The organism is Candidatus Bathyarchaeota archaeon (assembly GCA_026014585.1).
Lineage (GTDB): Archaea > Thermoproteota > Bathyarchaeia > Bathyarchaeales > Bathycorpusculaceae > Bathycorpusculum.
This window is the reverse complement of record JAOZIA010000022.1, coordinates 41210-65488: the sequence shown is the minus strand read 5'-3', so window position 1 is coordinate 65488 and position 24279 is coordinate 41210. Positions and strand designations below refer to the sequence as shown.

The following is a 24279-nucleotide window of genomic DNA, read 5'->3' as shown; positions in this document are numbered from 1 at the left end:
CAATTCACCGTACCACAAATAATAGTTTTTTTGTTTTTTCAAATTTGTGAAGAAAGTTAAAAATTCACTAGCTTAATTAACACTAACTTTGACGTTACATAGTTGATGGTTTTCTGTCAGCAATAAATATCGAACCTATACAATGCCATCTTTTCCCCAAAAAAGGTGGGCTTATGTTTGCGAGTATATACCGGAATCCTATGTTTACCATTTTGATGTTGTAGTGGGCACAAGCAACGACCAATTCGATTGGACATTTTAGTAGACTCCACAACATTGTCCACAAGGCTTATTAGCATAAACCTGCATAGCAAGTGTTGAGGGACATAGAACTTGACTTTAGAAGATGATATTTCCCGTCGTCTATTACAGGGTTATACGCCTGCCCAACTAATTGAGGAAGGTTTCAAGAAATCTACAGTTTACAAAGTTAACCAAGAAATTAAGGCACACTTGGTACAGACAAAAAAGGCAGAATGGAACATAAAAAGCATAAGCCCAACTGAACCCCGAGCAATGCCAAAACAATCCATTTCGGTGTCTTTTCAATTCGAAAATAACTCTGACAAGGATATGTACCTTTACAAAGCTGGTATTTGGGCTGAATGGATGCCTAAGGACACCTGGGTTGCACAAAACGTCAAAGACCTCGTAAAATCTGGTCAAAAACGTAATCTCAGTATTCTAATCTCTGTCCCCGAAAATATTGCCTTAGGCGAATACAGTTTTACCTTCGGTGTTGAAGCCCAGTACCTTCCAGCGAGCGATTATCAGCCATTACAAACACAATGGACTGAACCAATGGTTTTTCATGTAAAAGAACCGGTAAAGAATACGCGAATTTTCTTAAGCCATAGTACAAGGGACCTAAGTATAGTTCGGCAGCTCGAGAATCAATTAGACAATTACGGCATTACCGTGATAATAGGAGAAGACAAACAGACACCTGGCGCGGAACTTAAACAAAAATTTGAAGGCTTGATCCGAGACTGCAATATCTTCATCGCATTATTGACTGAAGATGGCATTAACTCTCAATGGGTCTTGTTTGAAACTAACTACGCTAAACAAATCAACAAACCAATGATTCTTCTAAAAGAAGAGAGTGTCACGGTTCAAAGTAACTACGAATGGATTCCTTTTTCAAAGTACGACCAACCAGAAATACTCCTTCAAAAAATCATGAAGGGAATCAATTATATTCAAGGGAACGCCTCCTCCTCAGCTGTAGGTGCAGTTGTTGGGCTCGGACTCCTTGCTTTACTATTAGGTGCTTTGAGCAGCAAAAAATAAGTTCGTTCCTTTATTTCACTAATCAGTTTAAACCCTTAATCAACTTAAAGTGGACGTTCAATAGCCAAACACGTTTCCAATAGCTAACCTAATCATTGGACCAGAAGAGATAGATTTTTGTTTGCTGTAACATTCCGACAAGCTTAATCAATTTCGTTAACTTCATAGAATCAGCGTTTAAGATACATGCAATATAATCAGGTGTCCTGCCAAATGGTTGGTGTCGGCTAGCGGCAAATTCTTTTTTGAATCTAGGGTGCTTATTTTTTATGAAGGCTTCTTTGAGTTGCCTAACTTGATCAGCACATAAGCTCTCAAGCTTAGCCTGAACATATCGTTCACTACCCAAAAGTTGTACATCAAACCCTAAATCCAAAAGTGCTCTGTAAACAACCGAGACACTTTCCACGGATTGCTGTTGAGCTACTTTCTGCATGCCTGCCTTCTCTGCGAAAGGAGAATACTTCGCCATGACAGCAATCATCTCAATGTATTTAGTGCCAACCAGCGGTAGAGTCTCACGAATAAGCTTGACGCCTAACCCTATAGTTCGGTATTTTGGGTGGACAACGATTCGGTTGATTATGCTTAGTTGCTTGTTCAGCTCGTGGATAGCCAGTCTTGGCAGGACTAAGCGCCTTCCATAACAAGCTGGCGGAGGATAGCTGTAAACTATGACTCCACAGAGCTCATCTTTTCTCATTAAGCGATAGATTTTTCTGGCAACTGCAAACTTGTGTCCTCGGTAATGGAAACTGCTGAGTTTTTGCCAGTCTTTTCTTGTACCTTCTTCAACCAACATTTCTTGGATTAGACTGCACTCAGCGGCTGGTTCGTTTGGGAAGTAGTTGATTTGAATTTCTTCTCCAAACCGTTTGCGCACAAGCACGCTGGGTTTGAGGTCTTCTTGCAGGTCGCTATGTGTTGTTGCTGTAATTACTGCTTTTTCCTGTTGCCGCGCAATCTTTTGCAGATTATAGGCAATAATTTTGGCTGTGTCTCGGTCTAGGCAAGCGGCAAATTCATCCATGAGCCACCACTGCTTGCCACTCTCGATAAGCTTGGCGATTCTGTAACGGTATTTCTGTCCATCGCTGAGCTGGCTGTAGGTACGCAGGAAAAGGAAGGCATCGTTTAACCCGACTTTGCTTAGCAATTCTAAACCTTCTTCGACGGTGGCGCCGACTGTTTCAATCAACGACTTGTCTGGGTCCACCGCAACCTCTGACAAATCAATCGCTTCCTCGCCCAGGTCTGCTCTGATTGCTCGTAGCAAAACGCTTTTGCCGCTGCCACTATCGCCCGTAATGTAAACTATGTCTGTAGATCCAATCTTCAGTTCCGCGTCTAAAACCTTAAATTTCTGTGCTTCATCAATGCCTAACCCGAAGGCTTCAGCCACAACTAAACTTCTGGGAGTTATTTTGGTGTGGGTTTCGTAGCTGATGTTGAAGGTGAATTTGCCTTCTTCTCGGTTGTAGATTCTTCGGAACTGGGTTATGCGGAAGGGTTCATTTCTTCGTCTGGTCATTTCTCGGTCACCTTGGAATTACTGTTAAGAATGGTTCTGGTTCCATCTGCACAGTCGCAAATACAGCTAGGGCCATGCTCCAAAAGACATCATCATGGGTACCGTTTGGATGCGAGTACCCGATGGCTCCATCCTTGCGCAAATCATAGCGTTCCACGTTTAGCTCACTGCAAATATCGCCACGATAGGGACGCTCCCAATTTAGAAGCGGATAGAAAAACTGCTTATTCATCATGCGCTGCTTAAGCAGGCTAGCCATCTCGCTCTTTCGTGACACGCTAAAGTTTACGCCCTCAGCGTTCTCTATTCCAGCAGTTTCCATGTCCGCAATGATGGATGGTCCTTCTCTTGTGAAGTCAACCCTGATTTTTTGGAATCCGCCCCACCTGTCCTGCAGCGCCTTCAGATAACCCAAAACCTGAGCGTATAGAGTGGGTTGCTGGAAAATCTTCAGGTGCCGAAGGAACAGCTTATCGTTTAGCCTTTCAACCACCGATAGGACACAGTAGTCGCGGGTTTGCGCCAAATCAAGCCCAGCAAAAAAGTCTCCCTCGCATTCAGCTTCAGGGTTGTATTCTTGCAAGTCTGCGCCACAGTTCTTGACCGTGCCTACGCAGGCAACGATTAAGCTTTGAGCAAGCCAAACGTCCTCGTCTTCTGCCCATTCTGCCTCCATGTCCCGACGCCAACGGGCAGGGTCATCGCCAAATTGTCGCTTAATTTTTTCAATAATTGCAGGCTTAAGCGGACCATTTGGTTCAATCGCTTTGTCCCATGTGAAGTGGTGTCTGGCAAAGTCTGCGTAGTCTTTATGGTTGCACATTTTCCAAAACAGCGAATCTGTACTAAACGGCGTGCTAGTTGCAATTAGTTTGCCGTTGGTTGTTCCCAGCGTAAATAGGATAGCATCGTACAGGTCCTCGTCGTTGGGTGTGAAGTTGCATTCTTCCCACCAAATTATCGAGAACGTTGGACCTCTGATGGTGTCGGGGTTGTTTGGGAAGGCTTCAATTATGCTGTCGTTTGGCAGCGATATGCGGGTTTTTTGAACATGCAATCCCCGCTGCGGAAGCTTGCGACAGAAACCGCCCATCCGCCTGATGTTTAGTTTGGTTTGGCGCCAGCTTGGCCCAACAATCGCAATGTAGCTATTCGGATGTTCCCAAGCATACTTTAAGAGCAAGGCTGAAACCGAAAAGCTCTTGCCTGTCTGCCTTGGCCAACGCACCGCCAAAAACTGGTTCTTCTCAAACAACTCCGCAAGCTCTATCTGATACTGGTAGGGCGAAAAGCCAAAGATTTGCTCAAAAAAACTCTTAACATCACCTTGCAGGCTTTGGACTTTGCGCTCGCCTAACTCTTCAACAGCAGCCATATCTTGGCGAAGTCCTTCCCATTCGTCGAAGAGTCTATTTTTGTGCATTGCTCTGGGACTTTTTGATAAGTTCCGCAATCTTTTTTCGAGCCTCCATTAATTCCTCTTCCAGTTCCCGATAGTGAACATACTCTGCAAAACGTTCTTGGTACACTTTAGCGCCTGCGATTATGCCGCGCAGCCGCAAAACCTCAGCTTTATCCAATCCAGGCGTCTTTAGCGCCTCCAACGCGGCAGCCAACATCTTTAGAGTCTCTTCGATGCTGGGCAGTTCCTCGGGCAGTTCAAGTTGGGTAGAACAACAACAATTGGAATTTTTCTGCTGTTGTTGTTCTTTCAGTAAACCGAATTTTATCAGCTTTTGGCGTATGGCTTCTTCAGTGTATCGCCCGTCAAAACTGAAGGCTAAAACTCTAAAGTCCGTGGTTCCCATTGTGTACCAGTCTTTGAGTTTCTTTTCGTCATCTGCTGGCCAGGGTTTGCCTTTGGTCATGTTTTCTGCCCCACAAACAAACCAATAACCGTGCCGCTTAGCCCAGTGATGGACGCGAAGATTTCAGCGTTCCAAGTATGCAAAAACGCCAGATGTGCAAGTTCCAAAGCGGACATAAAAGCGGTCATGGCTATGGCGAATTTGACGCCCAGCACCAGCTTACCGTTAGGCTCTTCTTCAATCCAGTGCCCGCGCTCCATGCGCCGTCTAGTCAATGCACGCTTAATCGGGTCTGCCATCCACACTCAACCTCTGCTGAAACATCCTACGCTGAAACGTCCGAGGGCGATTAAGCGCCCGATGCCCACCCATCATAAAACTGTTAACCAGCTTGACGGCGGCTTCTTTGGGAATATGCTCCTTAACCAGCACCGACACGTCAACCGCCCACCCCAGCGGAACCGCCGTATAATCCAAATCGAAAAGCCCATCAGAGTAGCGGAAACTGTTCTGAGCCAAAACAATGTGTTTGACCTTGTCACCGATAAGCCCAACGTAGATGCCCCAGCTTTTCACGGGCACATCAATAGCCATACCTGAGCCGCTGCTTTTGCCAACGCTTGCATCGCACCAGCTAACGCAAATAAGGTCTCCGGGACTCAGACTTTCAATGGTTTTTTTCAAGCTACTTTTCATTTGTTATAACCTCGCAACCTTGTACCTGTTAACGCGGTCCACTTTAGACCGCAAAGCATACACATAATCCGCCAGCAGTGCCTTCTCGCGTCCAAGTTCCAAAGTGATTTCCAGTTCGCCTGTTTCGGCTTTGACGTGGTATTCGGCGCTTAAGATTCGGAAGCTGCCGTTGATGTTCTCGTTTGGCAAAGAAACAGCCACGGCGTCGGCTGGGAAAAGCGGAGAATTCCCATAATCAATGACTGTGCTCTTGAGCGTGATGTACTCTGAGGGGTCTTTCATGCTAGCCAAAATTGCCCGTGCTCTGAGCAGGCATTCGGTGTCGCTCCAAAGCTCCTCATCAATATCCACGTACTCCCTTAGCCCGTAGGCTGCTTGGCTAGCTGCATCCTGTTGAACACTACTGTAACGTAGGCCTCCAAAGTAGAACTTGTCAATCCAAAAGCTGCCCGAACCCGTAACCTGAACAGGATAGCAGTAGAAGGCCACGTTTTTGATTTGTGACCAATCAAACCCTGATTGCACGCTCCAATCAACCGCGTTAACAGAGCCCACTTTGAAGGTTTCACTTGTCCACTGGTCAGCGCCCGCGGTGCTTACCGCTTGAAAAGTGAACTGGCGGCTAGCTGAGCGGCTGGAGTTATCCCAGAGAACAAGTGCTGAGCCAGCCTCGAAATAGGTTTGTTTTTGGATGGCAAAATGAAACTCAGGATACAAATCAGCGTTAACCACGCCGTTGAGTTGGAACAGCGCCCCGCCAAAGTAATTGTTTTGGACGTACAGTTTGATGCTGTAGGGGCTGCCCATGGCGGTTTCAAGGCTCACTTGTCCCGCGGTGGCAGTCCAAGAGCCATCTGTGGGCGTCAGGCTTTGTGTCCAGGCAACCTTGTTTAAGGGTGCGCTTTTGTCTTGTGCGCCGTAGATGGAGATTTTGTTTCTGATGGCTATGATTTCTTTCCAGTACTCGTAAGCTTCTATCTTATCGGTGAGGCTGACGGGGCTTGTTTTGGTGCCTCTGGGGAAAAACTCGAATTTGGCGTCAGGCATAGTGCGGAAATCGTAGCCGATGACGCCTGCTTTGTCGCTTTCGGAGGCGATTTTTTGGAGCAAGTCCCAGACTTGGGTGTCCTGTACCTTGAGGTCGGTGAAGGTGGTGTCGGTGTTTTCAACAAGCTCTGTGCTAACTCGGACATGGCTTAGCCCTGAATAGTAGTCCAAGAGGTTCTTGACAATGTCCTCGCCCTTGAACCCTGAGTAATCTTTGGTTACCGTTTGCCTAAAGAGTTTCTCGCCCCAGCATCGCCCAGCCACTATGACATAATTTTCGGTTGGGCTTGACTGAAACTTTACACTCTCCGTCCGAGTGGTTATGAGCTGAGGAACACTAGCGCCTCGTCCAATGCAAATGTAGCCATCCTGCCCCACATTAAGCGGGTAGAGTCCATTTGGGCTGTATTTACTGTTCCAATTCTGTAGGTGAAGCTCCCAACTGCTAACCTCTTTAGTGGCGCCCAAATGCACCAGCGCTTCTATAACGTCCACTTGAGGAATGCCAACAGAACCCAGAGCAATAGTCAAAGCAGGTGGACTAACGCTCATTGCTCAACACCCCTCCGATAAAAAGAAGCCTCCGAAGAACCGCCACTCCCCGACCTCGAAGTGACGGCTGATTCTCCCGCCCTTTGAATGCTGCGCGTATGTGTAGGCGTCTCAGCTGTGGCAGTGTTGAAGTTCTGCACGCTAGCCGTGGCAGTGTTCATGCTGCTGGCAAAGTATGCCATGGCGGCAGCAGCCGCAACAATAACCGCAATCCCCACTCCCGTAAGAGCAAGAAAAGTGCCATAACTAATGTTTAGGGCGTTTTGCGCCGCCGTTGCTACCCAGCAAGCAGCCGAATACACCTTCTGAGCCACGACTAAGCCGGTGCTGGTGCGCAAAAACAACCCCATCACTGAGACAACCATCATGGCAGAGTTGAAAACCTTCATCTCAGAATCATTGAGCAAACCAAACTGGTTAGCAACGTAGCCTATGGCTGTGCCTGCAGCGCCCAAACCCGCAAGAGTGGAACCCAAACTCTTAACCCGTGTCGCCAGCGTTTCTGCGTCTGTCTGTATTTTTGAAAACTCGTTGCTAGCGCGGTTCACGGCTCTTATGGTGACGGCTATTTCTCGAAAGCTCACAGCCCCGCCTCCGCTTTAGCCTGTTCAATCGCTGAGACTACGACGGCTTCCAGTTCTGGGAGGTACTGCTGGATTGCTGGGTAAAGATAGGGCTGTGCCTGCATGTACTTGGTGCCAAGCTCAACAAAAAGGGCATAAGTCGCATCTGCACCGATTTCAGCGACCCATTCCCTGATTTTGGCATAGATTGTGCTTCGAAGATAACCCGTAACCATCGGCGCATTCTTAACCGCTTGAGCCTTGACATCAGCAGCCCAGCTAGCCAAAAAACTGTGGACCTCACGCTGCATGCCCGAATCAAACCTTTGCATGGCAGCTTTGAATTCTTCCACGCCGTCGATGTCGCAGGTTACTTCTAGTGCCGTTTTGCTTCACGCTCCGCTTTTTTCTTTTCTTCCTCTGCCATTTCGTCCATCACGTTTAGGATGTGGCAGAACTCCTGCACTGTTCGGGCTGGCTGCTTGGCAAGTTGGGTCGGGGTCCAGCCGAAGGTTTGACATAGCCGAAACTCGACAAGAGAGCTGTGCGGCTTTCCTCGTCTAACTGCTCTAGTAAAAAACGCAAATCCTCACGCGCCAACCCATTCAGCTTATTGGCAACTTTAGAGAACAGCTCCCCAAGCTCAATGGGGATTCCGTCTTCTTCGCTCAGCAGCTTCTCTAAGGTTATGGGGTGGTTTTGGGGCTGCCCGTGCATGCTTGCCATTATGGTTTCTGCTTGGATGGCGATGAAGTCGCTGCTCTCCACGTCGCCAGATAGCTTGTTGTATTTGGTGTGTTTTTGGATTATGCGGTTTCGCTTAGCCCATGTTATCTCCGCAAAGCTGTAGGTGCCCTGGTATTCTTCGCCGAAGCGCCCATCAATCTCCAATTTTTCGGTTTTCAACTTTTGTTTCCTCCGTGACTATAAGATGCTGAGCGGTCCTCTAGCCGTGAAAGTAACCTTGGCATAGATTAGGTCCTCAGCTTTGCCGCTCAACGAAAAATCATCCCATTTGGTATGCTCAACACTAACCTTGTTAGCACCGCCAAGACCGAATTCTAAGCTGGTTTGTTCAGTGTCGGCTAGGATTTCGTCGGCTTCCTGTTTGCTCTCAAACTCAAAAGTCAACTCCCCAGTCAGAAGCCGCTTGCCCCACGTTAGGTACTTGGCTAAGTGCCCGTTTGTTGACCGTATGACAGGGACAGCTTTGCATGAGTTATCGATTTGCAGTTTCCAAGAAGTAATCCGCTCACAAGCTACCCCGCCGATTTTCACGTAGCTCTCGCTACCTGAGACTGCGCCTGTATACTCGGTGTAGTTTGCGTTTGCAATCTTGGCAGTTGTAACCTCAACGTCTTGGCTTGGAAATTCTGCTTCGCACTCCAAAATGCCGTCTATGTCGCATGTAAGGGTGGCTTTGTTGAAGCGTGCGCCCTTGTAGAGCAAGCTTATGATGTCCGTGGCTGTGACAAAGATGTCTTTGTAGTAGAGCACCTGCAAAGAAAGACTAGCGTTGAGTTCTTGTTTGACGTACTGTAAGAGGTTGATGGGTGCGTCGGATGGGATTGGGTACTTGAGTTTTAGCAGTGGTTGTCTTAGTCCACGTTTTAGGGAGACCACGTCAACTGAGCCTGAGCCTGCTACTTTGATGTTGTTTGGGTTTATGTCTGGGTCAAGGTTGCTACAGGAGTGCCCAAGCATCGCTGGGCTAGCTGGAACCACGCCAAAAGAGCCTTCGGTAACATAGTAGAACTTTTCTTGGTCGCTATGGTATGTGTCAACCATCTTGTTTTTTCACCTGTGACTATGAAATGGCGACTGACTCGAAGAGCCATGCCACGATTTGGATTTCTTCTTTGAACAGGAAAGGCTTGACATCGACCACGTCAACGTCTCTGTAACTGTGAACATCGCAAAACGTGATGCCTCGCACGTCAACGGTTGCTTGGACAAAATCGCAGTACAAAACGGCTAGGGAAACGCCGTCTGACGGGTGGGTTGTTCTTGCTAACAGGTAGAGAAAGCCGTCGCTGTTGACGTAGTTTGTAAGGTCAGAGGTTAATGTGAGGGTTAGGGTCTCATCTGCGCCTTCAGAACCAGTTATCGGATTGCTCCAAGCACCAGCCGCATTATCCCAAATCTTGAAGGTTACACCGTTTCCTAGTGGTGCAGTCCCAAAGCCTTCAAACGCCAAAACTACACGCTTTAAACATTGTTTTCTGGCTTCATTGCGGATTTCCCCTGCTTTTGAGCCGATTTTGAAGCGGAAAAGCATAAATGGGTATTCGCCGTTGCCGTTTACGCTTTTAGAATGCTTAACGTCGTCACTGCCCCAGAGGTTCGCGTATTCCACACTTGGCAACTTTGCCCATGAAGAATTAGAGGGTTCCAGTTCGCTTGTGGCTGCTACATCATACGCTTTATGAGTTACAGAACTTGCGTCTAGCGGGTAAAAGTTGTAGGTGGTTCTGTAGGGTAGGTTGCGGTTTTCTGGGATAATTAACAAAAGTTGCTCAAGGACTTTATCCCGCATGACCTTGCCCGTGTCGGCGTTTGAAGCGGGCTTGTCCGTGGTTGTTATAGTTGCTCGAAGAGAGTAAATGCGCCGTCTTAGCTTTCCGTCTAAAGTATGTTTTTGCTGTTGGCATGGGTCGCTGGTTTTGGAAACTGTGATTTGGGCGTCGTAGTCTTTGAGGAGTTCCCGGTCATAGTTTGCCTGAGAGCAGATCACATTGGCTAAGCCGCCGTCATCTTTGACTACTCTTAGCCGAGATTCGATTAGGCGCAGAATTGTTATTACTGGGTTCTCCGCTTCGCTCAACCTGCGATTAGCCTCCTTGCTGTACTTTTGAAGTAGAAGCGCTGGTTTGCAAACGTGAAGGGCGTTACGGTTTGGATTTCGTAATCTTCGCCTTGACGCCTAACCTTGTCATGCACTCGGACAGGAAGGAATGTGTAAAACGCCAAGTAGTCGTTGAGGTAATAACCCGCCTCCAACATCACCTGCTCAGCCTTAAGCAAAGAAACGACCGCTAACAAATCCAGTGGCTCGCCATAATCCACCGTGGCGACAGCTTCTCGAACAGGATAAAGCGTTACCGTTTCACCCTTGCTTCTTAAAATCCGCGTGAACTGGGTTACTGGTTCCTCATAATGCAGAAAGAGTTGAGCTAGCCAGCAAACCGTAACCAACGCCTGCTTATTTTCCACATAACTAAAGTCGGCGTGTTTGGCACCCCAAAACATGAATTCCTCAGCATGTTTGCTGATGATTTCTACGCTTAGTTTTAGGCTTGGCTTGTCATGGTTGGTGCGGATTCTCCACAGAATCCCGCTTGTGACTGCATCGTAGTAGTCGCATGCGGAGTACCTGCTGAGCACATCTATGTAGCCTGCCCAGCATACCGCAGGGTTATAGGCGGGGTACTTTGCGTTCGCTCTGATGTTGTTTAGGGCGTTGTAGACTTTTTGGCAGCTAACACTCCAGCCCTCAACCGCATACAAACCCAGCAATGCGTAGGCGAATGGGTCATCGTAGACCTCGTTCTCGCTTAAGCCGACGCGGTGCCATCTGCCGTCTAATGGGTCAAAATCCAGCCAAAGATTCTCAAAACCCGCTCTCAGAAAACCAGTTGACTTTTCCATGATGCTTTGATAGGCTGATGCGTTTGGTGTGTCGTAGGTTTCAGAGAGCATCTTCAAGCCAATTAGACCATAGAGACATTCAACGTCCAGTTGCAGGAGCCATGCATCACCAATCGTTACGGCTCTTGCGAAGCCGCCGTAGGCCTGCTTGTCCTGCATAGTTTTGAGAAAAGTTGCTCCTATCTTTGCGGTATCCAAATATCTGTTGTCCTCTGTGAGTTCATAGGCTCGGAGCAGAGATGGAATAGCTCGGCAGGCGTCCACGCTGTAGTAGTATGTGCTGGTTTCGCTGCTTTGGAACCCACCATAAGCCTTACGTGCTGGGTCACCGCACTGCTGAGTTAGAACCCAATCGGATAGGCTTACGATTTTGTTGTAGATGTCTGTTTTTCTGTCCTCAAATTGTGGGGCAGAATACGCCTCATAGAGAAAGTCGATGGCGAAACTTGCTGCTAAGACGCCTTTTCCGAATGCTGGGTCAGGTGTGTTTGGCGGGATAACGTAAACGTTGGGTGCGTAGTCCATGACGAATTGGTAGTAGGTTTCAGGTACGGTTGCCATGGCTAAGCGCTCCCCACGTAGACTTCTTTGAGACTGGAAAGAACTCGTTCGAATTCTGTCTGCAAAACCGCTAAGGCGGGCAAAGATGAGTTGGAACTTGACAGGTCGCCGACACTGAAGTTTAACCCGATGGCTGAACCGCCAGTCAAGTAGCAAACAGCGTAAATGGAAGCCAAAAGTGTGATGGCTTCTTTTTGGGCGTCGGTGCAGTTTTGGTAGTCGATATCAGCGGAGAGTTCAAGCTCTAAAGTGACCTCTGCTCGCTTAATCATCTTTAGAACTTTAGCATCAGAAATGTCCGAATCCTTCAGGTTGAGGGCGTCTCTGATGTCTTCCGCTGATACGCTACCCACGTTTATGTAGCTCCTGTGCTTTCTTGGGGTTTGCCGCCGAGCAGTTCTTTGATGCCTGCGATTATTCCGCCCACCATCGAGCTGCCAAGAATGCCTAGCTCAACGTTTCCAGTCGGATAGCCGAGCCCCATCCAAGTAGCCACTGGCGGCAGAACGAAAGCGGCAAACATCAAAAGCGCCTGCTGCTTGTCTGACAACTTCATTTCTGTTTTACCTCCTTACCTTGAACACCCGCCTGCTCTGGTGTGCTTGCGGGTTTAGCATCCCAGAGTTCCCAGCCAAACTTGACCGCATTCTTTCGGAACTCTTCCGCTCGAATTAGCCCCAGTTCAGCGGCTTTGATGAGGTCGGCTGGGTTTAGCTCAGGGGTTTCGGGGCTGCCAAAATTCAACCGAACCTTAGCCTTACCAGCATCAAAACCAGACTGGGCAACAACTACCGCGAAAATTTCCCGCTCCACTTGACGCTTGACATAACGCTGGATGGGCTTAACGAGCATGTCTTGTAGGTCTAAGGCTGCCCTTGCGCTTGCCTCGGTGAAGCCTGGAGTGCTAAACAGCCGTGGCAGAGGCGTCTCGCAGCCGAGATAGAATTGGTTGACCATGTGGTCGATATAATACTCAAAGCGTGCCCGTGGGTCAATGGTGACTGGGTAGACGCCTACATTTTTAGCGCCGCTAAACAGCCATTGGCCTTCCTCTGGGCGGTTTTTAATTGCAGATTCGTACTTTTTGATTGTGTCTTCTTTCTGCCCTTCCAGTTGCACGACAACGTCTGGTCCAGCGTACTTGGTGAATATGCTGGGCAAAATCTTCTCTATCTTAGCTTTCATCCAAGCGTAGGACGGGCGCTTGTCAGTGTCAACGGTTAAGGTGTGCAGGAGAACTTGCAGCAAGCCGATGCCAAAGCCAGAAGGTACATCACTGTTAAGGCGCCAGTGGATGACTGCTTCGCTTTTGAGTTCTCCACCTGCATTGCCTCGATAGGTGCTTTTAAGCTGATAACCTGTAACCTTATACGGAATTTTCAAGTCTGAAATGCTACTTAGCCCAATTCGCTCAACTGCATCAATGGGCAAACGAATTACATCAGTTAATTTCTCAGGCTGGAGCTTGAGCCAAAAATCGTTCCCGCAACCAATCAGCGGCTTTGCCATTTCATTTAAAAGTCCATCCAAATTAACGTCTTCACAGAACCTGTCCACGGCGGCTTTTGCTTGGGAAGCTTTCTCGTATTTCTCATCAACCGTAGTGTAGAAGCCCATGCCAACTGCGGAGGCTGCCAGCAAATCCACGCTGCTTTTGCAGGTTGGGTCTCGGTCATAGAGCTTCATAACTTCCGCTAATGGAATGCATGAAGTGTCAAAGAATATTCTGCCGTTTGGTGATGCTACGCCTGAAGCGGGCGCATAGGAGAGCACTTCACGAATTTTTCTAATAACTCCACTCATGGCAACCATCGCCTCAAAGTTTTTAAGCCAAAGAAAAGAGGAAACTTGTTTGCATCATTGTTGACTGCGCCTATGTCAGTGTGGTTTTGATGCTGGTCATTTTGGAAACTGCTGTGGAGCGTAAGATGCCTGCGCCAAATCGGGTGGTTGCACGCACGCCGTACTTGCCCGTTTTGATGTCTTCCCAATCCTCAACGGTTATGTCTCGCCGCAGAAGCATTGCAGACGCCACTCGCGTATCAATCGCGTAGGCTATTCCGTTAGGAACTAACGTGCTGGCTTGTACCCGCATGCCAAGGACGCTTCCTATGCTGCCCTGTTCGATGTCGGTTTCACTGCTTGGCAAATACTGTGCATGAACAAACTTGTCATCATTAAGCAACTGATGCAGTTGCGTCTCGCTAACTGCTAACACCGTGGGACGCCAATTCTCGCCCCTAACAGCATCATGCAACTTGAGCAAACCAGCCCAGCTAAGCACGGCATTGCCGCCATCAATCACGCCGCCGCCAGCCAAATCCCCGTTGTCAATTGCCCCATACAGCGCAATTATGTCCTCGGTTTCTTGTATGCCCAACGCTCTGCCAACTTTTTCCACCATGCTGTCCATGACGTTCCATGTAGCATCTTCAAGAAACTCCCGCGTCCACTCCTCCGAGGATTCAGAGAGCACGTTGGTATAGATGTCTACGAGGGTGTTCTTTTTGCCGCTTAGCCTTGTCACGGAGCCTTCAGAGTAGCGGTAAGCAACGGCGTCAGAATCAAGTGGAAAACGCTCCATGGTTTCAGAAGTTGGTCTTACGGTGATTATGTTTCTGCCTATGAGCTCGGGGTATGCTGCCTGCACAAGGGTATCGTGCATTCTGCCAAGGGCACCCGTCATGTCGCTAAAGAGACCTTCCTTTATGCCCATTTGAACATAACGCTTCAGGAACGGATGCTCAGTTTTCTGCTTTATCTTCTCATAGACTTCCCGCTGGTCGCTTGGCTTTGCCATCAGTGCTTCAAAAAGTCTAGGTTTCAAGTTGGTCACTTCTCCAAGTCTATGAAGATTAGGTCGCCGTCTATGGTTGCGGATTCAAGGGCGGTTCCGAGTTTGCGGTTGTAGAATATCGTGTAGGTTGCTGAACCATTCTCGTCGACTGCTTGGTCCACGAGTTGGGAGACTTTGTTTGCTGCTGCGCTGCATACGCCTTTGCCCCTTGTTATTGGTCCATTGGCTGTGACTTTGACTCTGCCACGCTTTAGGACGGGGCACATTTCGCCTGTGGTTACGGTTTTGGTTGCTATGCCTATGGCTTCGTCTCCGCCTGGGCTGGGTGAGACCACGTCGTCGTCGCTTAGGTAGACGGGTGCGCCTTTGGTGATTGGTGCTGCGGCTTCATAGGATTCTATGATTGCGTTTGGGTCGTCGGTTTCTCCAACAGCCATCCAAGTTTTGCCTGTTTTATCGGCCATTCAAAATCAAATCAATTCTAAACTTTGAATTTCCCAAAGTTCGTCCTTTGGTACTCTTCCCCACAAAAGTGAGCGTAAACATAGCTAGCTGCCTCCCGCTTTCTGCTCTAGCTGTTGGACTACTCGGCGCAGTTCTTGGCACATGCGTTGAGGTCCAAGACTCCAACTTCGCTGAACCATCGGCGAAGGCAAAACAGCTTCAACCATCTGAGCAGCTTCCAAGACCGCTATCATCTTAGGTGGGTTCTTGAGTAAGCCGCCACCGGGAACCTGTTTGCGTAAGTCTTCGATGGTTTTTTGTGCTTCAGTTAGCCTGCCCTCGGTTTGAGTTAGCTTTTCTAAAACCTGCACATTTGTCTCGGGAATACCTGGAACAGCCACCAAACTGAGCTCCGCATTATGCAAGCCGTGGGGAACTTTGCCGTCTACTAAATCGATGGCTTCATAGTCTGCTCCGACGCTTACGTGCTGGACTAAGCCTTTGCGGATTTTCTCGGCTGTTTCAGTATCGTATATTTCAGCTTCGTACCATAGGTTGTGTCCGTCCCAATCGGTTTTAGTAACCTTGCCGACTGCGTTAGGAACAGAAACATGCTCAATGTAAACTGGCGCGTTAGTGAGCTTGCTTGAGAAGGCTTCCAGTTCTGCGGGAGTGTAGATGTTTAGGTTGCGGCTCATGCCTGTGCACATGGCTACGCCCCGAATACGCAGGGGCTTATCGGGTAAGGCTTCAAGAAGCTTGAAGGTCAAGAGAGAGGCAACGTGCTCGCGGAAACGTTCAGACATAGCTAAATCGCCAAACAACAATACGATAACTACGCATTAATGCCTTGAGAGCCTAAACGTGATAATATCACAAACACGAAATTTACCTAATCCCAAATATATCTAGTTAGGAGAGAGTTGTTGATGTCCCGATAACATCGAGACCATTACAACTTAAAGACGCGCGCAAGCAGAAGAGTTTGAGTACATATGCGATTTCGACATGTATAGCTTTTAGAAAAAAGAACATCTATTATTTATGGTGGACCAGGGGTCTAAATTCAGAGGGTTCAAATCCCAGCGATCCATTCAAAGTTCAACATCTGTTTGGTATTGAATTCACAGAGACCCAAATCAAGTCAGGTGAGGACAGCAGTTAATGTAAAAAAAAGAGGTGTTCCGCTTATATGGTATTTACATTACTCTTTGTTAAGACTGATTTCTATTGTAGAAACCATTCTGGATCTGTTTTCGCCCTCTCTTGGCGGCATCTCGACAGTACCGATTGCTATGTTTGTCACTTTGATGTCTTTGATAAAGCGGTTTCTCGTTATTTCTGCAACATCAACAGTTGTTGTTATTGCTTGTCCGCGGGCTTTTAAGGTAACTTTATTTTGGTTACCTGAGAAGGCAGTTATGATAGCAAGCACATAGCTCATTGGCGGTTTATTTCCAACAAAGATTACATCATTAGATTTCTGTGTCAAATTCAAATCACTTCCTTTTATTCTTGGCTTTCTGGAGTCTACTTGACAGAAAACGTTAACCATTAGTAACTGGTTCTGTCTAATAAAGCAAATCAGATAACTGAAACTCAAACGCTTTAACCAAGAGGTATTTACCTCCAGTGTTTCCGTCGCCTAGACCAAGCTTGTTTCTCGGTATCAGGGCTTGAACGCCTTGCTTCAGCTTGATTCATTGGTCTATTTTTGGATATTCTATGCTTAGCTAAACATTCTCTGCAGTATACGGGTTTATCTGCCGTAGGCTTAAAGGGAACAGTGGCGGTTTTGCCGCAGTCACTACATTTTATTTGGGTTGTGGGTCTTTCAGACATTACGTGTTGGTCCTGTTAATTTTAGGCTACAAAAATAGCGGCAAATTAGCTTGAGATTAGAGATTTGCTTTGACATAAACGTTTGGATATGCCGAAGACTCTGCTCTAAGTATTATGTGTGAATTAAGTAATCGATTTCGCCCGCGTTTTCATCAATGATTACTCCTCGGATTTTGCCGCCCCCTAACCGTTCTACCCTTTTGACAGAACTTTTATACTTCATAACTTGTCACCTCAGTAAGGCTCGATTATTTTTCTCGCTTAAACTTGCCCTGTCCGCCGACTTCATGTATGTTAGCAACTACGCCTTCGCTTACCCTGCTAAGGATTTCTTCGGCTCGTTTCCAGTTATCAGCTATAACTTCAATGCGGTATTTTGGTGCTGCGATAACTGAGAAATAAATTTGGGCGTCTTTGGATTTGTGTGCTTCCTTGGCATCGCTAAATGCTGTCTTGATGCATTTAACTCCGTTTGGGCGAGAGCAATATACCTCTAAAACGCCCCAGGCTGTCACTGTCTTGACTCGAATTCGGTCCTCTGCAACTTGAAGTACAACCTTTGCTAACTCCTCGGAAACATTCAACTGTGTTAAGACAGAGGCACCTTCTTTTAGAACTTTCTCAAAACCGTCGTAGAGACCATACTTCTCTTCTAGCACAGCGCCGACTTTCTGGTACACATCTTCTCTTGGCAAACCAGCCCGTTCAGCCATTATATTCAGCAGTGTGTCTCCTTTACGGTCTTTCTTCCAAGATTTGACTTTTTCAATTCGTTCCCTTTTCGTGACACGCCTCAACGATAAGTCGATGTGCCCTTTTTCAAGGTCTACCCGTAGCACTTTAAGAACCATCTTTTGGTTTTCTCTAACAAAATCACGGATGTTCCTTATGCGGGCACTGGAAATTTCTGAGATATGAAGAAAGCCTCTTTTGTTGTATTCATCAAGATTAACGTATACTCCGTAATCCATCACGTTTTTAATCGTAACCATAACCAGGTCGCCGGATTCTGGCCACTCATTTTTTTGCTCAGACATATTTTTCATCCAAAAATTCGAGTTTACATTGCTTATCGAGTTATCGCCAAGACCATCTTTAGGTCGTTTTTCAGTAAACCAACAGTTCCTTCTTCAAAGTGGCGTTTCGCAGCTACTGCAAGTGTCTTTGTTTTACAGAGGTAAGCAGCTTTTTCATCGCATTCAGTTATAACTAACAATACTTTACCACATTTTTTCTGGCATTGGATATTTGCACAATTCACTATTGCCAAGTACAGTTCTTGTATATCAACTGGGAACATGTAGTCTTCTGAGACATACTGAATTTTCTGTTTGCTCATCTCTTCTAGTGCGTTGTTGGTGAAGTGTTTACTTATCAAGATTGCAGAAGCATAATTGTCACGTTTAATTGCAGTCGCCATGTTCTTGACATCATTTATGCCGATGTATTCTTTAGTTAACGGGTCAATTATCCGCAGTAATACTTTGTTGTTAGAAGTATCAAGTGCTGTTATATCTGTAAAGTTGGCGCTCTGCTGCTTTTTCATGCTTTTATATCCTCGTACAGCCATTATGAAGTTGGTTTTGTTTTCACTCATATTCTAACTCACCTTTGGGCTGTTAGAGTTCACCAGGGTCACTTTCGTCGAAGACAAAATCTTCTAACCGTAGCTTGCCATCTGTGGTTACCACTACTTTGTATTGCGCTTCGCAGATTGGACAGGTAACCACTTCGCCAAGTGTCATGTCATCTTTTTTGAATGTATTTCCGCACTCAGTGCATTTAACGTTGATTTTAGCGTGTCCCCCTCTACATTGTCAGATAATTATGATTTCTAAGCCAATCCGATTGGTTCTTTCTGTACCGCCAAAATATGTCGCCTCTAGTTTCAGTCTGGAAATCCCATGGTGAAACCAAAACTATGTCACCTTCTCTTATCCAGACACGCTTTTTCAGTTTACCTCTGACTCTACAGAGACGTTCTTTTCCATCTTGGCATTTAACCATTATCCTGTCGCAACCCAGCATTTTTACGGCTATGCCCAAAACATCGTTTGGTGAAGGTAGAACCATACTGTCTATGTTGCCTTCATTTGTTACTTTTCGTTTACCCATGTTATGTTGTCCAGTGTGGCATTAACCACGTATAATCAGAATAATCCCGAGAAAAAGCAGCTTAATTTTGGGTTTACTCTTCCCCTAAAGAATTCTAACAGCACATATATGGATTCATCAACTATATTAGGGTATGCACTCGAAAAGGGATTTTTGGGCTTAAAAACATGAAAAAAAACTAAAACAACCGTTTTTCGGGAAAAAAACGGAAAAAAATTTTTTAATCAAAAAAATCCCGAGATTTCAACCTTTATTAGTCTGATACAGCAGTATTATTGACCGAAGAGTTTCTCTTATCCTCTTGGAATCGACTGATTGAATATTTGATCCTTTTCTGAACATAAAACAATAGAGAGGTAAATAGACATGTGTATGCTAAGAGTTGGTCTAGTTAAAAACTGCCGAAGATGCAAATCATCAGTACGGCCTCATTGTGAATACAGAAAGAAAACTACCAAGAAAATCTATGCAAATAACGTCAAGAAGAAAGAAACGGCATAACAATTCCTTTTCCTTTTTTAGGTGCTGATATGAGTAAACACAGTCAGAAACGCTTTGACAGAGTAGAATGTCAAGGTTGCATGTATAAAGCGAGCACTTACTGCTGGAATCAGTGTCCACTTAACCTGTGGAAAATAAACACTGAATAAATAACAGACTTGCTGAGTGAATGATACTTTCATTTTGCAGAATCAAGACGCCCTTCTTTATAAGTGGGGTAATGTTTTCTTAGGGCATTATCAAATCATTGTTGGAGTAGTGAAATTTTAAAATGTTAGAGTATAATGATCAACTGTTTAAGTGTCGAATTTGTAATACTGCTTTTCACAGCCCTGAGGAATTACGTATTCATCGGATGGTTCAACATAAAGGTCACATGCTGTCTTTTAATCGTCAATGAAACACCTGTCACCCGTACTATCCTTGTGCATAAGAGCTCCTTTTTGCGTAATCCCAATGTATCTGCGCGCTTCCTATTTTTTCATATTACTGACAACTTCCTCGCAGAAAGATAGATTGAATGAAAAGCCTAATTACAGCGGAAAACAATGAGGCAAGGTGATTTTATGAATTACAAAAATATTAGCACTCCTACTGTTGTGCCTTCAATTGCTGAACAACGTAAATGTGAGCAACCGTTGTTTGCTCATGACAAAATGTTGCCTGCAACACACAAATACGTAGGCTGGGTTGACGTAATGGGGTCTCAAAGTGTAATGCTACGTTCCTTAAACATGTCAGCGCATTTCCTAATGAAACTACATTTAGCATCCTTGCACGCGCATGATTCATCAATTGAGTTATTTCCAGTTATAGATGGAATTTACGCCTGTTCATCTTCACAGAAGTCTGTCCTGAATTTTCTAAATAAAGTTAACTCAGCACTTGCAATTACATTCATACTTGAACCGGTCGCGCTTCATAAATTTATGATCAGAAGCGGGTTAGCGTATGGGCCCGTCATCACAGGCAAGGAAACATTAGCATGCGCTACTGAACTTCGAGAAAACTCTAAACAGGTCAATCAAATATTTTTTGGAGCTCCATTAACACAGGCATTTCAAATTGAAAAAAAGGCTGCGCCATTCGGGGTGGCATTACATGAATCTGTCCGATCTTTTGCGCCAAATAAAGAAACACCGATGTCGGGAACCTACTGGAAATGGTGGAAACACCCACAGGAAGATGCGCTTGCGTTGGAGCTCTTTGATTCTCTAAAGAAGTATTATGCATGGTGCTTAGCGCATACTGCCATGTTATCCTACGAGAAGACCGATATCGAAAGGCATATTGAATTAGCAAAGGAATACTTTTCAGATTAAGGGCGCTTCCCAGGTTCAGACGATGCGTCTATCCTTATTTGGAGCCCCTTTGTTGTATACCTGAGAAACTACTAAACCCATAGGCGGGTTATTGCAATGCACTCCTACTTTTTGAGTATAAACTCCTAAAGCGATATCAAGCGTTTCCGAAAACAACTTCCTTAAACTTCAGTTGTTTATAAGCTTGGTAGTGCATGTTATATTACTGAAAAGTCTTTTTGCTTGGAATTCAGCTAAGTAAACTTTTCTTAATTTCGTTAGAAGAGAGAGAATTGAAACAAAATATTGAAGTATTAAAGATCACAGGTACCGCATTTAGGCCATCTGCGAAAATCATTTTTGGTTTCAGCACAGCAATCTGTGGAGATTGCAATCGCAATAAAAAAGGTGATTCAAAATGGTGCAAATAGGGGATTATGCGCAGTGCCCCGAATGCACTAGAATGGGACGCATTGTTTGGATCTCACAAAATAAACAGATTGTTGGAATCCAATGTTCTGCAAGTCACAGCACAGAACGTAGACCTGATCCATATGGATTTCCACGCAAGGCATCTAAGGCAAACAAAAACAGCGTTTTTCTTGTTAAAACCGAATCAATAATAAAATATACATAGATGCAGAATGTTGAAACAAAGTTACGTACTCGCCAACAAAATATCAATAGCTAATGCCGACGATAACAACCTTAATTTGTCTATTAATCGCAAATTCTATCTAAAATATTCCCGCTTTACCCTCAAAGCGCTAAGTAAAAGTGTCTTTCAAGAATTTCTATCCGATATTTTAAAATTAGAAAAAATTCCCCCAAAAAGTATTGACAGCATTCGTATCGAAATTTTTCCTGCGCCAAGAAAAAATGGGTTAACTATTGCTGGAAAATGTAACACCCTTAAGGGCAAAATTCGTATTTACCCAAAACCTATGAGGTTTTGCGATGAATTCAGGAAGGAATATGGACAATATCTATTGGTTGAGTATGCAGGAAGTAGAGCTAGAGCTTCACTAATTCATGAGTTGCTTCACTTGAAATATGGAAGTGACGAAGTTTGGGTAAGAAAATTAACGAAGGCGTATTTTTCTGAATTAATTAAAAAAGAACAAGTGAATGGTCCAAAGGCGTTATACGTGTGTAAACTAATATTCGCTCGTATGAATTAATGTAACTTCTATAGCTTCCATTGTAAGAACTGGGTATTTTGTTGTAAAGACCAACCCCCCCAAGTAAAAGGTGCCTATGACCTATTTTTGGAGCGTTCTCTAAAGGGCGCAGGAATTTTTTCTCTCTCAAGTAAGGCATAAGCGCTAATTCTTCTTTCAGTATTTGTCTGAGGTAATGCAGCTGTATTGGAGAATTTTACAACCCAGCCTTCTTGGGACAATTCATTTATTTCATTTTGAAACCTTGATTTCACGGATGTTCCGAAAGAGAATTCTCCTGAAGCATCTTCCCAATAAACCACTTTATACTCATACAATTTAAAAATCACAACCTCCATGCACTTGTTAAACAATTTAACATTTGCTATTTATGCATAAAGTACGCTGAAGGATATAATTCAATGTTGATTGGCTTTTAGGAATAAAACAACATAGTTGACATTTCGGGTTAACATCCAAAAGGTACTGCACTAACCATAGCCACACTTCTGGAACTGCAATCATCTCACGATTAGTCATTACCCGAAATGAAAAGCTTAACTTCATTTGAGTTACAGTAAATAGGTTATGGTTAGCATGCAATACGAAAATGTTATCTTTCCAAATTCCACAGACTTTCACTGCAGAAAATGCGGAATATGTTGCAGAAATCAACCACCAGATATTAACTTCAAAGAACAAAAAAGAATACAAAATGCAGGATACAAAAACTTCATGCAAGACCCATCGGACCCAAAGAACCGAAACATTCGCAGAAAAAAAAGACGGAAGCTGCTTCTTCTTCACAAAAGAAAATACCTGCAAGATTAATTCTATTAAACCATCAATATGCAGTCTAGAACCCTTCATTATAACCGACTTTGATTGCAGAACAAATGAGGTTTTTCTGGGTTTAAATCCGCTTGCAGTCAAAAATTGCAAAGGCATATCCGCTGGGGAAAATGTTGCTTTAGAAGAAATTGGGAAAGCCGCCCAAACCATCGTAGATGATTTTTTAGAAATGGTGGCACAGAAAACAGGGCTCAGCATTACCGATAAAAAAGTTGCCTTTTTAACGAGGCAACTATTGAATGATTCAAATCTCATCTAAAACAAGATCGGGCTAACTGGTCCAAGAAATATAAGCGCTGTAAATCCTAAAACATGATACTGGAAATCAACATGTTGACAGCTGCTCTGTTACAGGCTGTCGGGGTATTGTATAGCACCGCTATTCTAAGAATAGCTTTAACATCGACATCATGAGGCTGAGACTCACGAGGGTCCCAAAAAATATTAAACAATCCAGTTTCCTATTAGAAATCATACTTCCCAGTTCCATATCACCGCCGTAAGGACCACTGCTTAGCAAATTTATATTTAACAGGGTTTTTTCGAGTATTCTTTTTCCTGTGGTTCCTGTTGCATACAGACCATATCTGAAAAGCGTTCATTTGTTGAAGTCGCACCATTCAACAATATCTTTTTTCTTGTTATCATGCGCTACAAGAGCAATACTTTTCATTGTTACTCACTCCTAAAAGTAATAGAGTACGAAGTATTCGTGCCCACTATAAAACATGATCAAACGATATTTATGGACGACCAAACTTCCGTAAGAAAAACTGGTTATGCATTTGAAGTAAGAAAAGCGGGTCGCGGGGATTTGAGTCTAGCAACAAAGTCTAAATCTGCTTTCGCACGTTCCAGCTTCTTGAGAGCGTTCTTTCTAGAGCGAGTTACGTTGGGTGTTTCCATCCTAAGCTTGCGGGCAATCTTATAATCCGATACTCCCTCAGCTTTCAAACGTAAAATTGCCTTTTCCCGCTCAGTTAAAGCCATGCGCTATGTCTCCTCTTCAGAAGCACTATGTAAAGCAACGCCTTCGGCTAGCAGGTCCTTTTCTGATGCTTTGTAGGCGTCTACGCCAAAGCTTGTCATAGCCCAGCACCAACCCCGCCGCTCAACAACCTTTGAATCCAATTCCTTAGATAGCCGCTTACTCATGCGAACAATCCGTCTGGTCACTTGATGCCGAACAATATTGAATTCTGCCAATTTGGAGGCTATGTCTTTAGGCAACAGCCCATGAGCGCCTGCTTCAAACAGTAGCTGCAGAATGGCTTTGTCAACTTCATCTCGGCAGGCTGCTTCCTCGATAAGTGACTTCTCAAAATACAAAGTATCCTTCAGGCCAGCAAAGATAACCTTAAGCAAGAGTTTTATTTCGGCTACGTCTCGGTCCAGTTTCTTGTCCTTGGCAAGCAGGTACTTGAGTTTTCCAACCTTGTCGGCTTGGCTTCGCTTCTTTTTTGCGGCTTTTTCGCCTGAATTTGTCATGTTTTGAACGGGTTCATCGCTTGCTTCCATATCAAAATGCACACTCCAAGAAATTCACTCCATTTACACAAGTAACTTTT

31 protein-coding genes and 1 pseudogene are annotated in these 24279 nt (G+C 45.2%); 4 read left to right on the top strand and 28 right to left on the bottom strand.

Going from position 1 to position 24279, the window contains the following annotated elements; translation table 11 throughout:
* Positions 1–333 precede the first annotated feature (333 nt).
* Positions 334–1293: a toll/interleukin-1 receptor domain-containing protein gene (locus NWF01_07095; GenBank protein MCW4024783.1), complete on the top strand. Its 960-nt coding sequence runs from the start codon at positions 334–336 to the stop codon at positions 1291–1293.
* A gap of 88 nt (positions 1294–1381) precedes the next feature.
* Here NWF01_07095 and NWF01_07090 read toward each other — a convergent pair whose 3' ends face one another.
* From NWF01_07090 to eif1A, 24 genes and pseudogenes are all read right to left on the bottom strand, one after another.
* Complete coding sequence (locus tag NWF01_07090; GenBank protein ID MCW4024782.1) at positions 1382–2824, bottom strand: ABC transporter ATP-binding protein; 1443 nt, start codon at positions 2822–2824, stop codon at positions 1382–1384.
* Positions 2825–2831: 7 nt separating this feature from the next.
* The gene (locus tag NWF01_07085) at positions 2832–4247 is read right to left on the bottom strand and encodes a terminase family protein (protein MCW4024781.1); all 1416 of its coding nucleotides are present in this window, start codon (positions 4245–4247) and stop codon (positions 2832–2834) included.
* Complete coding sequence (locus NWF01_07080; GenBank protein ID MCW4024780.1) at positions 4234–4692, bottom strand: hypothetical protein; 459 nt, start codon at positions 4690–4692, stop codon at positions 4234–4236. The genes NWF01_07085 and NWF01_07080 overlap by 14 nt, the downstream gene beginning before the upstream one ends.
* Complete coding sequence (locus NWF01_07075) at positions 4689–4931, bottom strand: hypothetical protein (protein ID MCW4024779.1); 243 nt, start codon at positions 4929–4931, stop codon at positions 4689–4691. The genes NWF01_07080 and NWF01_07075 overlap by 4 nt, the downstream gene beginning before the upstream one ends.
* Positions 4915–5328: a hypothetical protein gene (locus NWF01_07070; protein ID MCW4024778.1), complete on the bottom strand. Its 414-nt coding sequence runs from the start codon at positions 5326–5328 to the stop codon at positions 4915–4917. The genes NWF01_07075 and NWF01_07070 overlap by 17 nt, the downstream gene beginning before the upstream one ends.
* Positions 5329–5331: 3 nt before the next feature.
* Positions 5332–6927 carry a hypothetical protein gene (locus NWF01_07065; protein ID MCW4024777.1) on the bottom strand — a complete coding sequence of 532 codons (1596 nt, stop codon included), beginning with the start codon at positions 6925–6927 and terminating at the stop codon, positions 5332–5334.
* Entirely contained in the window at positions 6924–7511 is a 588-nt protein-coding gene (locus NWF01_07060; GenBank protein ID MCW4024776.1) for a hypothetical protein, read from the bottom strand. The genes NWF01_07065 and NWF01_07060 overlap by 4 nt, the downstream gene beginning before the upstream one ends.
* Positions 7508–7843, bottom strand: coding sequence for an HK97 gp10 family phage protein (locus tag NWF01_07055; protein ID MCW4024775.1), 336 nt, complete (start codon positions 7841–7843; stop codon positions 7508–7510). The genes NWF01_07060 and NWF01_07055 overlap by 4 nt, the downstream gene beginning before the upstream one ends.
* Before the next feature lie 88 nt (positions 7844–7931).
* Positions 7932–8396 carry a hypothetical protein gene (locus NWF01_07050; GenBank protein ID MCW4024774.1) on the bottom strand — a complete coding sequence of 155 codons (465 nt, stop codon included), beginning with the start codon at positions 8394–8396 and terminating at the stop codon, positions 7932–7934.
* Positions 8397–8414: 18 nt separating this feature from the next.
* A complete protein-coding gene (locus NWF01_07045) occupies positions 8415–9278 on the bottom strand; it encodes a phage tail tube protein (GenBank protein ID MCW4024773.1) in 864 nt (287 codons plus the stop codon).
* Between the two features lie 19 nt (positions 9279–9297).
* The gene (locus NWF01_07040) at positions 9298–10314 is read right to left on the bottom strand and encodes a hypothetical protein (GenBank protein MCW4024772.1); all 1017 of its coding nucleotides are present in this window, start codon (positions 10312–10314) and stop codon (positions 9298–9300) included.
* Positions 10311–11699: a hypothetical protein gene (locus tag NWF01_07035; protein MCW4024771.1), complete on the bottom strand. Its 1389-nt coding sequence runs from the start codon at positions 11697–11699 to the stop codon at positions 10311–10313. The genes NWF01_07040 and NWF01_07035 overlap by 4 nt, the downstream gene beginning before the upstream one ends.
* Positions 11700–11701: 2 nt before the next feature.
* Positions 11702–12052, bottom strand: a complete 351-nt coding sequence (locus NWF01_07030; protein ID MCW4024770.1) for a hypothetical protein — start codon at positions 12050–12052, stop codon at positions 11702–11704.
* A 2-nt stretch (positions 12053–12054) separates the two neighbouring features.
* The gene (locus tag NWF01_07025; GenBank protein MCW4024769.1) at positions 12055–12255 is read right to left on the bottom strand and encodes a hypothetical protein; all 201 of its coding nucleotides are present in this window, start codon (positions 12253–12255) and stop codon (positions 12055–12057) included.
* Positions 12252–13502, bottom strand: coding sequence for a hypothetical protein (locus NWF01_07020; GenBank protein ID MCW4024768.1), 1251 nt, complete (start codon positions 13500–13502; stop codon positions 12252–12254). Before NWF01_07020 ends, NWF01_07025 begins: the two co-directional genes overlap by 4 nt.
* Before the next feature lie 70 nt (positions 13503–13572).
* Positions 13573–14526, bottom strand: coding sequence for a hypothetical protein (locus NWF01_07015; GenBank protein ID MCW4024767.1), 954 nt, complete (start codon positions 14524–14526; stop codon positions 13573–13575).
* Between the two features lie 5 nt (positions 14527–14531).
* Complete coding sequence (locus NWF01_07010) at positions 14532–14960, bottom strand: DUF2190 family protein (protein ID MCW4024766.1); 429 nt, start codon at positions 14958–14960, stop codon at positions 14532–14534.
* A gap of 84 nt (positions 14961–15044) precedes the next feature.
* Positions 15045–15746 (bottom strand): hypothetical protein, encoded by a 702-nt coding sequence (locus NWF01_07005; protein ID MCW4024765.1) that lies wholly within the window; start codon positions 15744–15746, stop codon positions 15045–15047.
* A 398-nt stretch (positions 15747–16144) separates the two neighbouring features.
* Positions 16145–16432: a DNA-binding protein Alba gene (albA, locus tag NWF01_07000; GenBank protein MCW4024764.1), complete on the bottom strand. Its 288-nt coding sequence runs from the start codon at positions 16430–16432 to the stop codon at positions 16145–16147.
* Between the two features lie 230 nt (positions 16433–16662).
* Positions 16663–16782, bottom strand: a pseudogene (locus NWF01_06995) (DNA-directed RNA polymerase).
* Between the two features lie 248 nt (positions 16783–17030).
* Positions 17031–17819 (bottom strand): translation initiation factor IF-2 subunit alpha, encoded by a 789-nt coding sequence (locus NWF01_06990; GenBank protein ID MCW4024763.1) that lies wholly within the window; start codon positions 17817–17819, stop codon positions 17031–17033.
* 32 nt (positions 17820–17851) lie between these two features.
* Positions 17852–18379: a hypothetical protein gene (locus NWF01_06985; GenBank protein MCW4024762.1), complete on the bottom strand. Its 528-nt coding sequence runs from the start codon at positions 18377–18379 to the stop codon at positions 17852–17854.
* A 22-nt stretch (positions 18380–18401) separates the two neighbouring features.
* Positions 18402–18527 (bottom strand): hypothetical protein, encoded by a 126-nt coding sequence (locus NWF01_06980; protein MCW4024761.1) that lies wholly within the window; start codon positions 18525–18527, stop codon positions 18402–18404.
* Between the two features lie 64 nt (positions 18528–18591).
* The gene (eif1A, locus tag NWF01_06975; protein ID MCW4024760.1) at positions 18592–18897 is read right to left on the bottom strand and encodes a translation initiation factor eIF-1A; all 306 of its coding nucleotides are present in this window, start codon (positions 18895–18897) and stop codon (positions 18592–18594) included.
* A gap of 1049 nt (positions 18898–19946) precedes the next feature.
* Between eif1A and NWF01_06970 the strand changes: the two genes are divergently transcribed.
* Positions 19947–20720 (top strand): hypothetical protein, encoded by a 774-nt coding sequence (locus NWF01_06970; GenBank protein MCW4024759.1) that lies wholly within the window; start codon positions 19947–19949, stop codon positions 20718–20720.
* Between the two features lie 626 nt (positions 20721–21346).
* Entirely contained in the window at positions 21347–21880 is a 534-nt protein-coding gene (locus NWF01_06965; protein ID MCW4024758.1) for a hypothetical protein, read from the top strand.
* Positions 21881–21954: 74 nt separating this feature from the next.
* Here NWF01_06965 and NWF01_06960 read toward each other — a convergent pair whose 3' ends face one another.
* Positions 21955–22209 (bottom strand): DUF4177 domain-containing protein, encoded by a 255-nt coding sequence (locus tag NWF01_06960; protein ID MCW4024757.1) that lies wholly within the window; start codon positions 22207–22209, stop codon positions 21955–21957.
* A gap of 260 nt (positions 22210–22469) precedes the next feature.
* On the opposite strand from NWF01_06960, the gene NWF01_06955 reads away from it, so the two are divergent.
* Positions 22470–22970 (top strand): YkgJ family cysteine cluster protein, encoded by a 501-nt coding sequence (locus tag NWF01_06955; GenBank protein ID MCW4024756.1) that lies wholly within the window; start codon positions 22470–22472, stop codon positions 22968–22970.
* A 120-nt stretch (positions 22971–23090) separates the two neighbouring features.
* Here the strand turns inward: NWF01_06955 and NWF01_06950 are convergent, their stop codons facing one another.
* From NWF01_06950 to NWF01_06940, 3 genes are all read right to left on the bottom strand, one after another.
* A complete protein-coding gene (locus tag NWF01_06950; GenBank protein MCW4024755.1) occupies positions 23091–23237 on the bottom strand; it encodes a hypothetical protein in 147 nt (48 codons plus the stop codon).
* Between the two features lie 251 nt (positions 23238–23488).
* Positions 23489–23701: a LuxR C-terminal-related transcriptional regulator gene (locus tag NWF01_06945; protein ID MCW4024754.1), complete on the bottom strand. Its 213-nt coding sequence runs from the start codon at positions 23699–23701 to the stop codon at positions 23489–23491.
* Between the two features lie 3 nt (positions 23702–23704).
* Positions 23705–24229 carry a hypothetical protein gene (locus NWF01_06940; protein MCW4024753.1) on the bottom strand — a complete coding sequence of 175 codons (525 nt, stop codon included), beginning with the start codon at positions 24227–24229 and terminating at the stop codon, positions 23705–23707.
* Between the last annotated feature and the right edge of the window lie 50 nt (positions 24230–24279).